The 17112-nt window shown below is 36.8% G+C and carries 12 protein-coding genes; 5 read left to right on the forward strand and 7 right to left on the reverse strand.

The annotated features are described in order from the left end of the window. Positions 1-73 precede the first annotated feature (73 nt). Positions 74-1669 (forward strand): peptide chain release factor 3, encoded by a 1596-nt coding sequence (locus OMO38_RS07825; protein WP_264749643.1) that lies wholly within the window; start codon positions 74-76, stop codon positions 1667-1669. 65 nt (positions 1670-1734) lie between these two features. Here the strand turns inward: OMO38_RS07825 and OMO38_RS07830 are convergent, their stop codons facing one another. Continuing rightward, a complete protein-coding gene (locus OMO38_RS07830; RefSeq protein WP_264749644.1) occupies positions 1735-4116 on the reverse strand; it encodes a reprolysin-like metallopeptidase in 2382 nt (793 codons plus the stop codon). Between the two features lie 493 nt (positions 4117-4609). Between OMO38_RS07830 and OMO38_RS07835 the strand changes: the two genes are divergently transcribed. After that, positions 4610-5563 (forward strand): DUF4349 domain-containing protein, encoded by a 954-nt coding sequence (locus OMO38_RS07835; RefSeq protein ID WP_264749645.1) that lies wholly within the window; start codon positions 4610-4612, stop codon positions 5561-5563. Between the two features lie 204 nt (positions 5564-5767). Here OMO38_RS07835 and OMO38_RS07840 read toward each other — a convergent pair whose 3' ends face one another. After that, positions 5768-6133 (reverse strand): hypothetical protein, encoded by a 366-nt coding sequence (locus OMO38_RS07840; protein WP_264749646.1) that lies wholly within the window; start codon positions 6131-6133, stop codon positions 5768-5770. Between the two features lie 33 nt (positions 6134-6166). Then, positions 6167-7306, reverse strand: coding sequence for an acyl-CoA dehydrogenase (locus tag OMO38_RS07845; protein ID WP_264749647.1), 1140 nt, complete (start codon positions 7304-7306; stop codon positions 6167-6169). 240 nt (positions 7307-7546) lie between these two features. Between OMO38_RS07845 and OMO38_RS07850 the strand changes: the two genes are divergently transcribed. After that, positions 7547-9325 carry an AMP-dependent synthetase/ligase gene (locus tag OMO38_RS07850; RefSeq protein ID WP_264749648.1) on the forward strand — a complete coding sequence of 593 codons (1779 nt, stop codon included), beginning with the start codon at positions 7547-7549 and terminating at the stop codon, positions 9323-9325. A gap of 295 nt (positions 9326-9620) precedes the next feature. Here OMO38_RS07850 and OMO38_RS07855 read toward each other — a convergent pair whose 3' ends face one another. Together OMO38_RS07855 and OMO38_RS07860 are read right to left on the reverse strand one after the other, a co-directional pair. Continuing rightward, positions 9621-10397 (reverse strand): zinc ribbon domain-containing protein, encoded by a 777-nt coding sequence (locus OMO38_RS07855; RefSeq protein WP_264749649.1) that lies wholly within the window; start codon positions 10395-10397, stop codon positions 9621-9623. A gap of 2 nt (positions 10398-10399) precedes the next feature. Then, positions 10400-11497, reverse strand: a complete 1098-nt coding sequence (locus tag OMO38_RS07860) for a Nif3-like dinuclear metal center hexameric protein (RefSeq protein ID WP_264749650.1) — start codon at positions 11495-11497, stop codon at positions 10400-10402. A gap of 63 nt (positions 11498-11560) precedes the next feature. Between OMO38_RS07860 and OMO38_RS07865 the strand changes: the two genes are divergently transcribed. Beyond that, positions 11561-12388: an ion transporter gene (locus OMO38_RS07865; RefSeq protein WP_264749706.1), complete on the forward strand. Its 828-nt coding sequence runs from the start codon at positions 11561-11563 to the stop codon at positions 12386-12388. A 43-nt stretch (positions 12389-12431) separates the two neighbouring features. Further along, complete coding sequence (locus tag OMO38_RS07870) at positions 12432-12593, forward strand: hypothetical protein (protein WP_264749651.1); 162 nt, start codon at positions 12432-12434, stop codon at positions 12591-12593. A gap of 69 nt (positions 12594-12662) precedes the next feature. On the opposite strand, the gene OMO38_RS07875 is transcribed toward OMO38_RS07870, so the two are convergent. Both OMO38_RS07875 and OMO38_RS07880 read right to left on the reverse strand, forming a co-directional pair. Then, positions 12663-14627, reverse strand: coding sequence for a T9SS type A sorting domain-containing protein (locus OMO38_RS07875; protein ID WP_264749652.1), 1965 nt, complete (start codon positions 14625-14627; stop codon positions 12663-12665). A 142-nt stretch (positions 14628-14769) separates the two neighbouring features. Beyond that, positions 14770-17010 carry a GEVED domain-containing protein gene (locus OMO38_RS07880; protein WP_264749653.1) on the reverse strand — a complete coding sequence of 747 codons (2241 nt, stop codon included), beginning with the start codon at positions 17008-17010 and terminating at the stop codon, positions 14770-14772. Positions 17011-17112: the final 102 nt, after the last annotated feature.

Raw genomic sequence — 17112 nt, forward strand, 5'->3', positions numbered from 1 at the left:
TTCAAATAAAAGTTTAAAATACAATTTTCAGAATCCGATAAAAATCACGATTTTTGCAAATTCAAAATACACTATGTCAGACTTAATCAAAGAAATAGAGAAAAGAAAAACATTCGGAATTATTTCTCACCCCGATGCCGGAAAAACAACACTTACTGAGAAGTTACTTCTTTTTGGAGGTGCCATTCAGGAAGCTGGAGCTGTAAAATCGAATAAAATTAAAAAAGGAGCAACCTCCGACTTTATGGAAATCGAAAGACAGAGGGGAATCTCAGTTGCGACTTCCGTATTGGCATTCGAATATAAAGGTTTCAAAATCAACATTCTTGATACTCCGGGTCACAAAGATTTTGCTGAAGATACGTACAGAACACTGACGGCGGTAGATTCTGTAATCGTGGTGATCGACGTTGCAAAAGGTGTTGAGGAACAGACAGAAAAATTGGTAAAGGTCTGCAGAATGAGAAACATTCCGATGCTTGTTTTCATTAATAAGTTAGACCGTGAGGGTAAAGATGCTTTCGATCTTTTGGATGAAGTTGAGCAGAAATTAGGTTTAAGAGTAGTACCGCTTTCTCTTCCGATTGGGATGGGAGCCGATTTCCAGGGAATTTATAATATTTGGGAAAACAATATTCAGTTGTTTTTAGAAGAAAAGAAACAGAAAGTTGGTGAAGCTATTAAATTTGATGATATCAACGATTCTAAAATAGACGACATCATCGGTACTAAGCCTGCACAGAATTTGAGAGAGGAACTGGAATTAATTCAGTCTGTATATCCTGAGTTCAGCCGTGAAGAGTATATGAATGGAGATTTACAGCCTGTTTTCTTTGGTTCAGCTTTAAATAATTTTGGCGTACGTGAGTTGTTGGATGCATTTATCGAAATTGCTCCGATGCCACAGCCAAAAGAAAGCGAGACCCGTATGGTAAAACCGGAAGAATCTGCATTTACAGGTTTTGTTTTCAAAATTCATGCAAACATGGATCCTAAACACAGAGACCGTTTAGCATTCGTGAAAGTTGTTTCGGGAACATTTAAAAGAAACGAAAATTACTTATTGGTAAGAGAAGGTAAAAAGATGAAATTCTCATCGCCAAATGCATTCTTTGCCGATAAAAAAGAAGTTGTAGACGAAAGTTTCCCGGGAGACATTGTCGGACTGCATGATACAGGAAGTTTCAGAATTGGTGACACTCTGACAGGAGGTGAAAAAATCAGTTTCAAAGGTATTCCAAGCTTCTCTCCTGAGCATTTCAGATACATCAATAATAATGATCCTTTAAAAGCCAAACAGTTGGCTAAAGGAATTGATCAGCTGATGGATGAAGGTGTGGCTCAGCTGTTTACACTGGAAATGAACAACAGAAAAATTATTGGAACCGTGGGTGCCCTTCAGTATGAAGTTATTCAATACCGTCTGGAACACGAATATGGTGCAAAGTGTACGTATGAACCACTTTCTATGCACAAAGCCTGTTGGGTAGAAGCTGATGAGAAGTCTGAAGAATTTAAAGAATTCGCCAGATTAAAACAAAGATTCCTGGCAAGAGACAAATACAACCAGTTGGTCTTCTTAGCTGACTCTTCATTTACCATTCACATGACGCAGGAGAAATTTCCAAATGTGAAATTACACTTCATCAGTGAATTCAGAAAAATTTAATTTCAAATGTACAGCATAAAAAAACCGTTCAAATGAACGGTTTTTTTATGCTTTAGATGATTATACTATTTGTTAAGCATCAATAATTTCTTAACGATTTTTTCGTCATCTACTGTTACATGAATCATATACGCTTCAGTAGGAAGAGCTCTTAAATCTATTTTCTCGTCTGCTCTGTTATCAACTGTTCTTGAGAAAATGTGACGAGTCTTTTTAGGAACAATTAATTTTCCGTCCATTGAGTAAATCTCATAAGTTACTTTGTAAGGAGCCGGAAGTCTGTTGGCATCAAATTTCGGAGGAAAATCAGTTTTAATATAAACATATCCGTTGTTTGAAGGAACCGGGTAAATCATCATTCCCTGGAAAATCGGTGACTGAGCTCCCGCACCTCCTGAACCTGGTGTACCTCCTCCCGGATTACCACCACCTCCCGGAGGAATAACTACCGCCGAAGAATTGATCGTGAAGTTCTGTGAATTTACATTCAAGAATATATTATTCACACCTTTTACCATAATTCTTGCATTGTTGGTAATTGTTCCCAAACCACCCGGAACAGTATAACTGTACGTACCTGTGTTAGGAGTACTGGCCACTAAGACCGTTGGAAATGTAAGACCACCGTCTTTTGACAATAAAATGGTAACGTTCGGCGTGCTTACCGGTGCTGCTGTAGTTCCTGCAACATTCCAGGTAATAGTCTGAGCTTGGCCTTCATTCCATACAATACCGGCTGTATTTTGTGAAGTAACGATGAATGGTCCTGCTGTAGCGTTTACGGTTACTACCATATCATCTGAATTATTTCCAGAACCTCCCGCTCTGTTGTCACGGGTTGTAAATCTGAAATTGTAAGTTCTTGCAACATTCGACAGAGCCTCTACTACAATCCCTCCAGTAGTTCCGGTAGGACTTGACGTAGTTGTAGCACCCGCGACGATACGAGGTAAAGGTGGAAAATATCTGTAAGGAACCGTTACCGGAGTGTAAGATCTGAAAGTTGGACCTGTAGCTTTTGTTGCACTGGCTGCAGAGTTTGCTCCAGTTTGGGCATTGGTCGCGTTATCCATTTGCTCCCAGATGAAGGTAAGCGGATCACCGTTCCCATCAGTTCCAGCACCTGTAAGTACAAATGGAGTTCCTTTTGGAATCGTGTAATCTAAACCTGCATCAGCCGTTGGAATAGCATTTCCTGTATTTGTACTTACCGGACAGGTTTTTAATTTAATATTATTAGTAATCTGCTGAATACTTACAGCATGAAAATATGCATCTGAATTCATCTGAACATTCTGACCAGTAATCCCAGCGTACGCCATAATAGTAGATCCTGAACCAGGTTCCATATTCACGCCAGTTCCTTCGTTACTCATCGAAAATGTGTGATTTCCTCCAAACTGATGACCTAATTCGTGAGCTACATAATCAATATCGAATGTATCTCCCGAAGGAACACCGTTTGCTGGAGATGTATATCCTCTTCCTTTAGTACCGTTGGTACATACACAGCCGATACAACCTGCATTTCCACCACCTCCTGTAGCACCAAATAAGTGACCTACATCGTAGTTTGCTTCACCAATTACGGCAGTCAGGTTACTTTGTAATTCTCCATTCCAAGCTCCACCAGTTCCTGCTGCAGCTGCAGAATAAGGATCTGTAGCAGCATTAGTGTAAATAAGACTGCTGTTGTTTGCAATAAGTATCATTCTTGCAGAAAAATCTTTTTCAAAAACTCCATTTACACGGGTCATTGTATTATTCATCGCTGCTAAAGCACCGGCTACTGTACCGCCGAAATATGTTGTATACTCTCCAGTACAAGATAATGCAAGTCTGAAAGTTCTTAATTTTCCGTCATCTGCATTCGGTCTTGCTGTAAGGTTTGAATTCCCAATTCCTTTTTGAGCAACATCGATTACTGTACATTCAAATTTATCTAAACTTTCTTTTTTGTCTGATTTTTTATAAACAGCGTAGGTAGAAAGATCTTTTGTGTAAGGCTCAATAAAAACTGCAGATTTGTTATCGTAAAGTTCCATCGAAGACAATCCTAAAGGCGATATACTGAAATACACTGTGAAATGTGAATCTCCCAAGCTCTCTCCTACATAAGATTTAATGTCCGGAAATTTCGCTGCCAGTTCAGGAGCAAAGTTAGAATTTTCTCTTACTTTAAAAGTTTCAAGCTGACCATCAGCGTTTGGGAACGAAATAAGAACATCTGATTTTCCACTTGCAGAAAATCTTTTTGGAGTTTTAGCCAAAGCATTCTTTAAACCTTCAAAATCAAGATTATAAATTTTGGGCTGAAGCAGATTGGTTTTATTTTCAAATATTTCAGAAGTGGTTTTTTGAGATACTTCCTTCCAAAGTTGGTTTGTTTGTGCTAAAAATATATTGGAAATAAAAAGCACTCCCATCACTAGTAGTTGTTTTTTCATGTAAATTCTATTTTAATTACGAAATGTCAAAATTAATGAATTTTATAACATTAAAAACAAAATTATTTAAGAAACTTTTAGAAATTTTAATAAACTTTTCGCAAAAATTGAAGATTATACTTATCGTAATTTTCTCGCAAACATTTTAGCTGAGGAAATACTGATCTGAATTGATTCTACCCTTTTTCTTTAAACACAAATTTGATCATACTAACAGTATAAAACAGATGACAAAGCCTGAAGATAACATAGTTAAATTTAATAAAGCAAAACTGCACCTAATTAATTATACGTTCTTATAAATCGATAACCATTCACTAATTTAAAGACTATCAATTTTTATTTTATCCTTATATTTCTTTGTAAAATCAATCCAGACAATTTACAAACAACTGATTTTAAGCAAATTAAAACTTTACTGAAATCATACATTTCATTTACAAAATACACCCTGAATAACCGGCTAATTTTACTTCAGCAAAAAAATAATGTTATGAAAAAGTATATTCTGTTATTAGCCGCAGCAACCACTTTAACCATGTGTAAAAAAAGTGAAGCTACACAGTCTCAGTTGGAAAATGCCATCGATGCAGCAGACAGCACCGCATCTACTGTGAATGATAAAATAGACGAGGTAAGCAAAGATGCAGAAGCCGCCTACGATTCTGCAAGTATCAAAATAAAAGATTTTGAAAAAACAAAAACTGATGTTACCGAGAAAATAGAATCTACGTCAAGAAGCATCGATTCTCTGTCAGATAAAATAGCCAACATGAAACTGGAATCTAAAATTACCAAAAAAGATTCTGCTCATCAGTCAGCTGAAAAAATAGTGGTCAATATTCCTTCACCGAAAATCATCAGGGAAACCAAAATCGTTTACAAAGACAAACCTAAAACCAAGAGTGAAGATCTGACAGTTTCTAAAAATAAAATGCTGAAATCAGGAGTTCTGGAACTGAATGTGAATGATGCAGAAACTGCCAAGGAAATTATAAAAGAGCAGGTAAAAAAATATGATGGATTAATCCGAAGTGAAAACATTTCACTTAATAACGGCGATAAGAAAATCGTTTACCTGAAGATAAAAGTTCCGATTCAGAAATTTGATTATTTAATGGAAGACCTGAGTACTAATATCGGCGAAGTTGAAAATAAAGGGATCGACGTAACGGGTCAGGATTTTGTAAACAATACCTTGTGCGATGTTGAAGTTACCCTCTTCGGAAGCAGTGACACTTTAGCAATGAGAGAAGATCAGCCTAAAGGCTTTGGAGCACAATCGCTGGCTGCAGTTTCGTCTGGATGGAATGTTATTACTTCGATATTCCTGTTTATTCTTCCATTGTGGCCATTGTTTCTGATTGCCGGAATTGGTTATTATTTTTATAAAAAGAAAAACAGAAGTCTTCCGGGGAATAATTCCGATTCATCAGATCACCAGTAATAAATTAAGGTCTTTTAAAGATTATTATTGACGGCTTAAAATTTTAAGAAGGCAAAAAAAGTGTTAAACTTTTATTAAAGAATAAAATTGAATTTAACTCTCAGCAATATTCTGAATCAAAGAATAAAGAAATTAATAGTTTTCATATTAATATTTGTGATTTGGTGTAAAGTAAAAGGCTCTCAGTTTGAGAGCCTTTTATGATTATTTCATATTCACTATTTTATCAACTACAAACTTTGTATTTCCTCTCCAGGGTAAAGTTCCGTTGTACTCTTTGTAATGAAGATCGAAGCTTTTTCCACTGTTGAGTTCCAGTTGCTTGAAGATTTCAGGATCTTGTACAGAGAATTCAAATTCATAACTTGTAACCGTACCTGTTTTTCCTCTGCCAAAACCTTCCTGAATGAGTTTACCTTCGTAGGTTTTAAAAATATAGCCTTTATTAATAGCATAATTAAGATATCCTGACTTTACACCTTCTCCAAAAACGAAGAAAAATTTATACCAGATAACAACTCCTACAAGAAGTAAAATTGCTCCTAAAGTAATTAACCACGATTTTTTCATACAAGATATTTAGTGTTTTTAAAGGTACAGCGATTATTTCGAAATACTTCTGGAAATTACAATTTTCTGGATTTCAGAAGTTCCCTCATAAATCTGAGTGATTTTGGCATCTCTCATTAATCTCTCAACGTGGTATTCTTTCACGTAACCATATCCACCGTGAATCTGAACTGCTTCAATGGTAGTATCCATGGCAACCTGAGACGAGTATAACTTAGCCATTGCTCCGATTTCAGAAATATCTTTACCCTCATCTTTTTCTACAGCCGCTTTAAAGCAAAGCATTCTTGCTGCAGTAATCTGAGTTGCCATATCAGCTAATTTGAAAGCGATAGCCTGATGATTGATAATTTCAGTTTTAAAAGCTTTTCTTGTTTTAGCATATTTAAGAGCCATTTCGTAAGCTCCGGATGCAATTCCTAATGCCTGAGAAGCAATTCCTATTCTACCTCCATTCAGTACAGCCATCGCAAAGTTGAAACCGAAACCATCTTCACCGATTCTGTTTTCCTTAGGTACTTTTACATTGTTGAAAAGTAAAGAATGTGTATCACTTCCTCTGATTCCCAATTTATCTTCTTTCGGACCTATTTCAAAACCTTCCCAACCTCTCTCTACGATGAAAGCGTTGATTCCTTTATGTTTTTTCTCAGGATCAGTCTGTGCAATGACAATGTAGTAAGAAGCGGTACCACCATTGGTAATCCAGTTTTTCACACCGTTTAAAAGATAGTAATCTCCTTTATCTTCAGCAGTAGTTTTCTGAGAAGTTGCATCAGAACCTGCTTCAGGCTCAGACAAAGCAAATGCTCCGATTACTTGGCCGCTTGCTAAAGGCGTAAGATATTTTACTTTTTGCTCCTCCGAAGCATATTTTTCAAGACCTGCGCAAACCAATGAGTTATTTACGGACATCACTACAGCTGCAGACGCATCAATTTTCGCGATCTCCTCCATTGCCAAAACATAAGAAACGCTGTCCATTCCGGCACCGCCGTACTGAGGATCAACCATCATTCCCAAAAGTCCCATTTCTCCCATTTTTTTCACCTGCTCAGTAGGAAATTTCTGGTCACGATCTCTTTCTATTACGCCCGGTAATAGCTCGTTTTGTGCAAAATCTCTTGCTGCCTGCTGAATCATCAGCTGTTCTTCTGATAAATTAAAGTCCATAAAATTATAATTAGATGGTCGTAAATTTACACTTTTTAGTCAAATCTGAAAATACTAATGAAATTAAGTGACAGGAACTTCATTTTTCCCTTTATTCATGAGCTTTCACAGCCGAAATAAAAATTTTAAATCATTCTGAATATTTCAACATTTTGCATCCAACTATTTATTTTAAAAATCTAAATTTATAATTAAAAAAAATGCTTATATTTAAATTCTTTACTAAATAGATAATAAATCATGACAATTAAAAGATTATTCGATATACCCCATCTTGCTTTAGAAAAATTCCCCAATGACGTAATGTTTGCCACAAAACATCAGGGAGAATGGCAAAAAACATCTACCCAGGAATTTATCAATCAGGGCAATAAGATTTCAAGAGGTCTTTTAAAACTGGGGATTAAACCTGGAGACAAAATTGCATTAATTACAACCAACTCGCGAACAGAATGGGCGGTAATGGATTTGGGGCTTTCTCAGATCGGCGTGGTCTCTGTTCCTGTGTACCCGAGCATTTCACCTGAAGATTATGACTTTATCTTCAATAATGCCGAAATAAAATACTGCTTCGTCTCTGATAAGGAACTGCTGGCAAAAGTGATGAAGATCAAACATAATGTAGCCTCGCTGCAGGGAGTTTTTACATTTGACAATCTTACGGGTGCCGCAAACTGGAAAGAGATCTTAGATTTAGGAGAAGATGATTCCACACAAATTGAAGTTGAAGATCTTTCAAAAGCGATCAATGCACAAGATTTGGCTACTTTAATATACACATCAGGAACTACAGGAAAACCTAAAGGAGTGATGCTGACCCATGATAATATAGTATCAAATGTTTTAGGCTCACTTCCCAGAATTCCAAAAAGAAAAAGTTTGGACTACAAAGACACCAGAGTATTGAGTTTCTTGCCGATCTGTCATATTTTTGAAAGGATGCTTTTTTATCTTTTTCAGTACAATGGTTTTTCAATTTATTTTGCAGAGAGCATCGAAAAAATGGGCGAGAATGTAAAAGAAGTGAAACCTCATTACATGAGCGTCGTTCCCCGTTTGGTCGAAAAAGTTTATGATAAAATTTATAACACAGGTTCTTCAGCAGGTGGTTTTAAACAGAAAATATTCTTTTGGGCTTTAAATCTAATCCAAAAGAAAAAAGAAGTCAGCAAACCTTCCGGCCTGTCTGAAATTATTGCTGATAAACTGGTTTTCAAAAAATGGAGAGAAGGTTTGGGTGGTGAAATTATTACTTTGGTTTCAGGTTCTGCCGCATTATCAACAAGATTAAATTTAATGTTTCAAAATGCCGGAATTCCAATTCTGGAAGGCTATGGTTTAACGGAAACATCACCGGTAATCTCTGTAAATTCATTTGGAAAAATGAAAGTGGGAACGGTAGGTCATCCTTTAGATAATTTAACGGTTAAGATTCAGGAAGATGGAGAAATTACTGTAAAAGGACCGTCGGTATTTAAAAGCTACTTCAAAAACGAAGAGCAGACTAAAGAAACTTTCACAGAAGACGGATTTTTCAAAACCGGAGACATAGGACATATCGACAGCGAAGGATTTCTGCAAATCACTGACCGTAAAAAAGAAATGTTCAAAACTTCCGGTGGAAAATATATTGCTCCTCAAACCATTGAAAATTTAGCCAAAGCTTCTAAATTTATTGAGCAGGTAATGGTTGTAGGTGATGGTGAAAAAATGCCATGTGCATTTGTACAGCCGGATTTTGAATTTGCCAAAAACTGGGCGATGAGAAACAATCTTAACATCGGTTCTACTCCACAGGAGATTGCGAAAAGTCCTGAACTGAAAGAAAGAATTGAAAAAGAGATTGATGATATCAATGAACACTTAGGAAACTGGGAACAGATAAAGAAAATCGAGCTGACACCAGAAGTATGGAGCATAGAAGCAGGGCTTCTGACTCCTACCCTTAAGCTGAAAAGAAAGGCAGTAAAAGAGAAATTTAAAGACCTTTACGACAAGATGTATGGTCATCATGATTAAAATAAATCAACCGTTTCAGTGATGAAGCGGTTTTTTTTTGGGGTTTAGATACTAATTACGCAAATATTTATGATAAACAGATTGCCTCTACTTTAAAATAATTTACTATCCAATTTTGTCATTCAGCAGGAATCTAAACTTATTTAATATTCATTGCCGAGATTCCTGATGAATAACAAACGTTCTGCTGTAGCTTGTGAAATTTGTGAAAAACATTTGTATTATCCGTGTTTACAAGAAACAAAAAAACGGCCTCAAAATTTGAAGCCGTTTTCTATTTTATAAAATATCTGAATTAAAACTTAATAACAGAATTCATTTTTTCAGTTTCTTCGTTAACCAATTCGTCGTCAACAAGAATTTTTCCTGAATGCTCATCGATAATGATTTTCTTTCTCTGAGCGATTTCCATTTGCTTTTGTGGTGGAATTGTGAAGAAAGATCCTTTCGGAGCACCTCTTTCCAATCCTACTACTGCAAGACCTGTAGAAGAGTTTGTTCTGATTCTGTGGTAAGAAGCCAATAATCTCTCGTCGATTTTTGAAGCAAATTCCTCAGATTTTGTAATGAGATAATCTTCTTCTTTCTGAGTTTCAGAAATCAGACCTTCCAATTCTTCTTTTTTGAATTTAAGGTGATTTTTAAGATCTTCGATCTTAGAGTTCAGTTCATTCAAAGTTTCCTCTTTATGACCGATTTTCGCTCCGTATTCTTTGATTCTTTTATCAGAAAGCTGAATTTCAAGTTCCTGATATTCAATCTCTTTTCCTAAAGCTTCAAATTCTTTATTGTTTCTTACGTTATCCTGTTGAGATTTGTATTTGTCAATTAAAGTCTTCGCATGATTGATCACCTCATTTTTAGTGCTGATCTGATCATTCTGTTCTTTAATCTCTGCATGAAATTTTTCCGCTCTTTTTTCTAGGCCTTCAATCTCAATTTCAAGATCTTCAACCTCGATTGGCAATTCTCCTCTTGTATTTCGGATCTCATCCAATCTTGAATCGATGATTTGCAAATCGTATAAAGCTCTTAATTTTTCTTCAACTGAAATTTCGGTGATTTTTGCCATATCTATAGGAAATAATTTACTGGGTTTGTTTTTTCACTAGATTTTAAGATTGCAAATGTACTAAATTTTTGTGACAAAATTTCAAATAATTGTTGACTTACCAATTGCTCAGATTCGTGATGTCCGATATCACAGATCAGCATTTTAGATTCTGCGAGAAAATAATCATGGTATTTGAGATCCCCCGTAAGATAGGCATCACATTTTTTTGAAAGTGCTGCCTTTATTCCACTGGCACCCGAGCCACCCAAAACTCCTACTCTCCTGATTTTTTTCTGATTAAAATCTGAATGTTTGATGATATTTAAATTAAATTTTTCTTTCACAAAACTCAGAAATTCCCTCTCATCCATTTCAGTTTCAAACTCGCCGTACATTCCCAGTCCGGAATACTGATTTTCATTGTCAAGCTGATAGATTTGGTGCGCTACTTCTTCATAAGGATGAGCAGATTTTATGGCTGCAATTAATTGGTTCTGTTTAAAGGATTCAAAAATCACAGAAATCATATCTTCGTCGGCGTTTTCACGCACATTTTGCTCTCCGGAAAAAGGTTTTGAGCCTTCTGTTGGCCTGAACGTTCCTTTGCCTTCAACCTTAAAACTGCACTCATCATAAAACCCTATATTCCCAGCACCGGCAGAGAAAAGTGCTTCTTTTACCTTTTCAGAATAATCTTTTGGAACGTAGACATTCAGCTGCTTTAAATTATTCTTTTTAGGCTGAAGAATTTTTAAGTTTTTCAGGCCAAGAAGATTGCAAATTCCAGCATTCACACCATAGTAATCATTATCGAAAGCCGTATGAATAGCATAGATCGCAACTTTATTCTCTATCGCTTTTAAAACTGCCCTTTCAACATAATTCTTTCCGGTAAGAGATTTTAAGCCTGAAAAAATAATAGGATGAAAACACACAATTAAATTACAGTTTCTCTGAATAGCTTCATCTACCACATTTTCCAGGGCATCGTGACAAACCAATATTCCCGAGACATTTCTTTCCGGCAAACCACATAGAAGTCCTACATTATCAAAGTCTTCGGCCTGCGGCATCGCGATATGCTTTTCAATCTCTGCAATTACTTTTTGTATTGTCATTTTATTCTGTAAGTTTGTTTACGAAAATAGGGATAATTTGCTAAATTTAAAAAAACTTTAATGATGGAAAAAGAACACAATCTTGTTCCCGGAGACAAACTCTGGAAAAGGTTTTTGTACCGCGTGATTTACCGTTCTGATACGAAACTCGGGAAGTTGTTTGACATTACCCTGCTATCCCTAATTCTGGTAAGCACTTTCATCATTATGATGGAAAGTGTTCCTAAACTGGATAAGAAATTTCACATTTATTTTATCATTTCAGAATGGGTGATCTCCGTCTTTTTCACTGTTGAATACTGGATGAGAATTGCGGTTGTAAAAAACAAAAAGAATTACATATTCAGTTTTTTCGGAATCATCGATTTTCTGTCGCTCGTTCCCTTTTATCTTAGTTTTCTTTTTCCTGTGACAAAATATTTTTTGATTTTCAGAATGTTAAGAATGCTGAGAGTCTTCAGAGTTTTTAATCTTCTTGATTTTATGAATGACGGTTTTGTGATCGTAAGAGCATTAAAAAACAGTTCACGAAAAATATACATCTTCCTTTTATTCCTTATTATATTTTCGGTTATCGTAGGTTCTCTCATGTTTATGGTGGAGGGCGGAAGACCTGGTTTTGAGACGATTCCGCAGGCGATTTACTGGGCAGTGGTTACCGTAACCACAGTGGGATATGGCGACGTCTCTCCTATTACACCCACAGGAAAGTTTTTTGCTGTAATACTGATGCTGGCAGGTTATTCAATTATCGCCGTTCCTACAGGAATCGTAACAGCTGAGATGAGAAACAAAAGACAGAATCTTGAATTAATCTGCGAACGTTGCGGGAATGAAGATATTGATGATGACGCGAGGTACTGCAAACAGTGTGGCAAGAAATTGGCATAGTATTTTTTATCAAATTAATCTATTAATCTAATACCCCAATATCATGGAACCACAAAAGAAAAACAGACCCAACAGTTTAGTGATTATCTTATTTGCTTTAGTCATTTTGATGATCATCATTTACTTCATACTCGTTATGTTTTTCCCGACTGTTTTTGACCTGATGAATACTGGTGAAATAAAACCAGTTCCTCCAACCGAATAAACAAATTTTTAAACATAAAAAAGGTGGCTGTTATTTTTAACATCCACCTTTTTTTACGTGTAATTTCGTTTACTTTTTTATAACTTTTAAAGACTGCTGTGAAGCATCTTTCATTTTTAAGATTAAAAGATACATTCCAGGTTGTAATTGATCCAGCTGAATATTGGACGTTGGATTTTCTATAATTTTTAAAACTCTTCCGGACAGATCAGTGACAGAAACTGATTTCACGTTTTCGTAATCTGAAACAGCAATATAATCTGTAAATGGATTTGGATAAACTTTTACCTTATTTTTTACCTGCAACACCTCAGCCGTCGCAAGAAAATCTGATACGATATTTACCGTAAAAGTATCTTCCAGCTCATTATCAACACTATCATAATGCCCGATATTGACATAGTAAGTGGTTCCGGCAACAGTAGGTACAGAAAGGATTTCAGTTTCACCGTCTCCTCCGGAATCTTCAGTATCTACACAAGTCAGAGAAGTACAGCTTCCCGTAAAGACACCGATTTGGGCATCAAAATAACTTTCAGAAGGCGTGGTAACAATTACATCAACATTACCCCCATTTCCTGTAAAACTAAACCATGTTCCATCATTCATTCCATCAGTGCAAGCTGTTAAAAAACCGGAATTATTGGTAGCTCCCAAAGCGTCAGACTGAGTGTAAGCATAAGGAAAAGATGTTACCGCTAAAGCTCCTGAACAGGCATCATTCGCTGGTGGCGGCGGAATTGATCCGATACAGATATTAAAACTCTGATTACTTCCTACACCATCGTAGCTGAATACTCTAACATAATAAGTCTGCCCTACCGTCAATCCTGAAACCAATGATGACGGAGGATCTGAACATAAGATACTTGTCAGATTGCCACATGTTCCGCTGAATACCTGAAAATAAATATCGTCGTTATCAGCTGTACCAATTGAAACAATATTATTAAGTGATATTTTATGAGAACCTGCTGTAGCTACAAATTTAAACCAGACATCATCATCAGGGTTTCCAAAACATGGATCTGCCACCAAACCTGAGTTCGTTGCTCCCAACGTGTAGCCTTGTGAAAATGAAGTACAGACAGCATTCGGATTAACCGTAAGAGTGACCGCGTTTGCACAGTTATCATTCGCTGGCTGTCCCGGCGTCGTCCTGAAAGTGGTTGTTGAGCAACCTTGAGATTCACCAGCTGCATTGACAGCAGTGATTTTTAAATAATAAACTGTATCAGCCGATAAAGCTGCAGGAATTAAAAAACTATTAGTGGCAACAGACTGCTGATTGACAACATCTGATCCTCCGAGAGTTGTACCAACCGTAACTTTGTAACCTATTGCTCCTGAAACAGAATTCCATTCGATGGTTGGAGATAAAGGGATAAATGATGCATTATTTCCTGGATAAATAACATCCGGACAGGCAATAGTAGAACTGAGATTTAGACCTGTAAATGTAATCACAGACTTTTCATCTCCTAAAGAACCAGCCGGTGGAAAAGACGGATTTGGATTGATATTATCATCCTGGTAATACAGAACTGAGTTTGAATTTGAATCATAAGCATAAAAAGCATTGTCAAAATTATTTTCATCATACCCAGCTGAATTTTCTTTTGCCGCAACAACCAGATTATTCACGTTACTGTAAGCAAATGGCACCGGAAATGTGACTGTCACCACTCCGTTTACACTGGTAACATTTCCTGAAAAAACCTGCGTAAGCTGAGAAAGAGGGATCCAATCTGACGAGGATGCAAAATTCGCTTTTGCAGTCGTACCAAGATAGATAACCCAGTTTGAAGAATTTGTGATTGCTGACGATGGATTTAGATAAAATTTCAATCCAGTAATGTTTCCCGCCACACCAGCATTTATTTCATTCTTTGTGAAAATCTGCTGGACATACGAATATCCGTAATAAGTACTGATCGGTGCAACTCCTACCGTCGTACTGCCTGAGCCCAAAGTAATCTGGGCATTTAGTGCCATATTTAATAAAAACATGCATAAGAGTAAAATCTTTTTCATAATCAAACACATTTAACATTATGAATGCAAATTTATGAAAATTTACTAAATTATGATTTTAACTTTACAACAATAACACATTATGAAAACAATAATGACGGCTATAAAGCCGTCATTATCTGAATCACAAAAGTATGTGAAATTATTTTTTAATAATTTTAATTGTCTGCTTAGAACTGTCGTTCATATTTAGCATTAATACATATAATCCTGAATTCAGTTCACGTAAGTTTAAATTTGATGTAGGCTTATCAAACGTCTTAACCAATCGACCTGCAATATCTACTACAGAAATAGATTTTACATTTTTCACATCAGAAATATTCAATACATCAGTAAATGGATTCGGATACACTTTAAGGTCATTCTTAACCTGTGCTACTTCTGAAGTTGATAAACTCGCATCGTAAGCTGCAATCTGGAAATCACCTGTCGTGCTGCTTGAGTAATTCCACACACCAATTAGCAGCGTTGCACCTGGAGTCTGCCCCGTCAAGGTTATCCTCGAGAAAGCATCTGTTGTAGTGTCGTCATTACAGTCTAAAGCCTGTAGCGAGCCACATGTTCCAGAATAAACACCTAAAACCGTATCGGTAACTGATGAACCAGTCGCAAGCTGAGTTTCAACGGTAATACTTCCACTTGCAGGAACCACCACAGAATACCAAACATCATTATATCTTGTTGTTTGACAGGCGGTAGTAGCCGTAGCGTCAGACGTAAGCGTTGCTCCCACATTTGTTCCTGTTACTGCATTTTGCGCAAAAGTAGCTCCAGGAGTTAACACAGTTGGAGTTGAACAGTTATCATTAACCGGAGGTGTTGCTAAAGTTGTAAAGGCAGCTGCCGAAACCCAAATAGATTGAGATGAACCACAATTTGATCTCACCCAGACATAATAAGTTGTTGAGGGAGCCAGGTTTGCCAAAGGAGTCGTTGCCGCTGTAACGGTTAAATTCGGCGTCGAAGTAGAAGTTGGTGCTGTGTTAGTAGTTGTAAAATATACATTATATCCACCTGAAGGAGCTGCTGCAGGACCATTCCATGCTAAAGTAGCACCACTGGTTGTAATATTCGAAACTGTGACAGCAATAGGTTCTGTACACGCAGGATTTACCTCAACAAGTATGTCATCAACATACAAATTATACATGTTGGCATCTGAGTAAACATTAAATCCAAAATAGTATACACCACTTGTAGCAGGCGTTAATGTGTAAAAATCTGTCATCGGCGTCAGAACATCAATAATATTAGTATAATCATGTAGAATATTCGTCTGCGCTGCAGGAGTTGCGGCAGAACCATAGGTAACTTTCATCTTTTCAGAGTAAGTAGCACTGTTGTTACCGTAATTATATTTAATTCTGTAAGTTGTACCTGCAACCAAATTAATTCCCTGAGTAAAGAACCATGAATTAGCCGCTTCCTGATAGTTATAGTTGTACGTTAGTGTATTGTTTACAAATCCGTTCCCGGGATCATTAGCAATAACCCAGTTATTACCTGCCCCAGCATTGGTAACAGCGGTACAATTTGGCACAGCCGGAACTGTGGCATTTTCAAAATTTAAAAAATATGGCACATCTGCAGCTATACATGCAGTGACAAAACATGAACTTACCCAAACACTTGCATCCGTAGCTGAACATTTTGATCTTACCCACACACAATAATTGCTTCCCGGCGTTAATCCAACTATCGATGCAGTAGTAGTCGCAGAATTCATAGTTGGAACTGTCGTGGCAGTAGGCACAACCCCAGTATTACTGTAAAATATGTCGTAGCCCGAAGCAGGAGCTGCCGTAGGAGCTGTCCATGTAACACTCACACTCGTCGCAGTAACATTAGAGGTCGTTACTGCTGAAGGAGCAATACACGTTGGAGGCGCTGTCACAATTAATTTGTAATCGTGGGCTTCACCATAACCGTCTACATCACAAGGGATAGGCGCAGTGTTCCATCGATCCGCCACCCTCAACCTGTACGTCCCGGCAGTCGCCGACGCAGGCAAAGTCACGGTTCCACTGGTTAATAATGTACTACCACTTGAACCTGAACCCAATAATTCCGTCGCTTCATCAAAAGTTCCGTTATTATTAAAATCTGCCCACACTTTTACATATTGATCCTGGTAACCATGGGTCACTGTAAATGGATACGTAATGGTAGGCGAAAGTGTAATTGTTTGAGTCGCATAGTAATCACCATAGCTTCCGGCCGAACAGCCTGTATCAAGATGACTAAATCCTGCCGTGGCTAATGTAAAATCATCGATCTGATCACCTCCGCCACAACCACTCAAGTAATCTGGCGTACAGTAGGTTTGTGCATTTATCCCAATTACAGACAGGAAAATCACTAAAAAGTAAGCTTTTTTCATTTAATATTTATTTTTTTGAAATTGATAAATAAAATTAAATAAAGTTTTTGGATGAACAAAATTAAAACGGTTTATTTAAACAAATATTAATAAAGTCAATCA

Source organism: Chryseobacterium kimseyorum (genome assembly GCF_025971945.1).
Classification (GTDB): domain Bacteria; phylum Bacteroidota; class Bacteroidia; order Flavobacteriales; family Weeksellaceae; genus Chryseobacterium; species Chryseobacterium kimseyorum.

What these genes read in the sequence shown, in the direction of transcription:
- OMO38_RS07825 (WP_264749643.1), top strand. Translation starts at nt 74, where the DNA reads ATGTCAGACTTAATCAAAGAAATAGAGAAAAGAAAAACATTCGGAATT.
- OMO38_RS07830 (WP_264749644.1), bottom strand. Translation starts at nt 4,116, where the DNA reads ATGAAAAAACAACTACTAGTGATGGGAGTGCTTTTTATTTCCAATATA.
- OMO38_RS07835 (WP_264749645.1), top strand. Translation starts at nt 4,610, where the DNA reads ATGAAAAAGTATATTCTGTTATTAGCCGCAGCAACCACTTTAACCATG.
- OMO38_RS07840 (WP_264749646.1), bottom strand. Translation starts at nt 6,133, where the DNA reads ATGAAAAAATCGTGGTTAATTACTTTAGGAGCAATTTTACTTCTTGTA.
- OMO38_RS07845 (WP_264749647.1), bottom strand. Translation starts at nt 7,306, where the DNA reads ATGGACTTTAATTTATCAGAAGAACAGCTGATGATTCAGCAGGCAGCA.
- OMO38_RS07850 (WP_264749648.1), top strand. Translation starts at nt 7,547, where the DNA reads ATGACAATTAAAAGATTATTCGATATACCCCATCTTGCTTTAGAAAAA.
- OMO38_RS07855 (WP_264749649.1), bottom strand. Translation starts at nt 10,397, where the DNA reads ATGGCAAAAATCACCGAAATTTCAGTTGAAGAAAAATTAAGAGCTTTA.
- OMO38_RS07860 (WP_264749650.1), bottom strand. Translation starts at nt 11,497, where the DNA reads ATGACAATACAAAAAGTAATTGCAGAGATTGAAAAGCATATCGCGATG.
- OMO38_RS07865 (WP_264749706.1), top strand. Translation starts at nt 11,561, where the DNA reads ATGGAAAAAGAACACAATCTTGTTCCCGGAGACAAACTCTGGAAAAGG.
- OMO38_RS07870 (WP_264749651.1), top strand. Translation starts at nt 12,432, where the DNA reads ATGGAACCACAAAAGAAAAACAGACCCAACAGTTTAGTGATTATCTTA.
- OMO38_RS07875 (WP_264749652.1), bottom strand. Translation starts at nt 14,627, where the DNA reads ATGAAAAAGATTTTACTCTTATGCATGTTTTTATTAAATATGGCACTA.
- OMO38_RS07880 (WP_264749653.1), bottom strand. Translation starts at nt 17,010, where the DNA reads ATGAAAAAAGCTTACTTTTTAGTGATTTTCCTGTCTGTAATTGGGATA.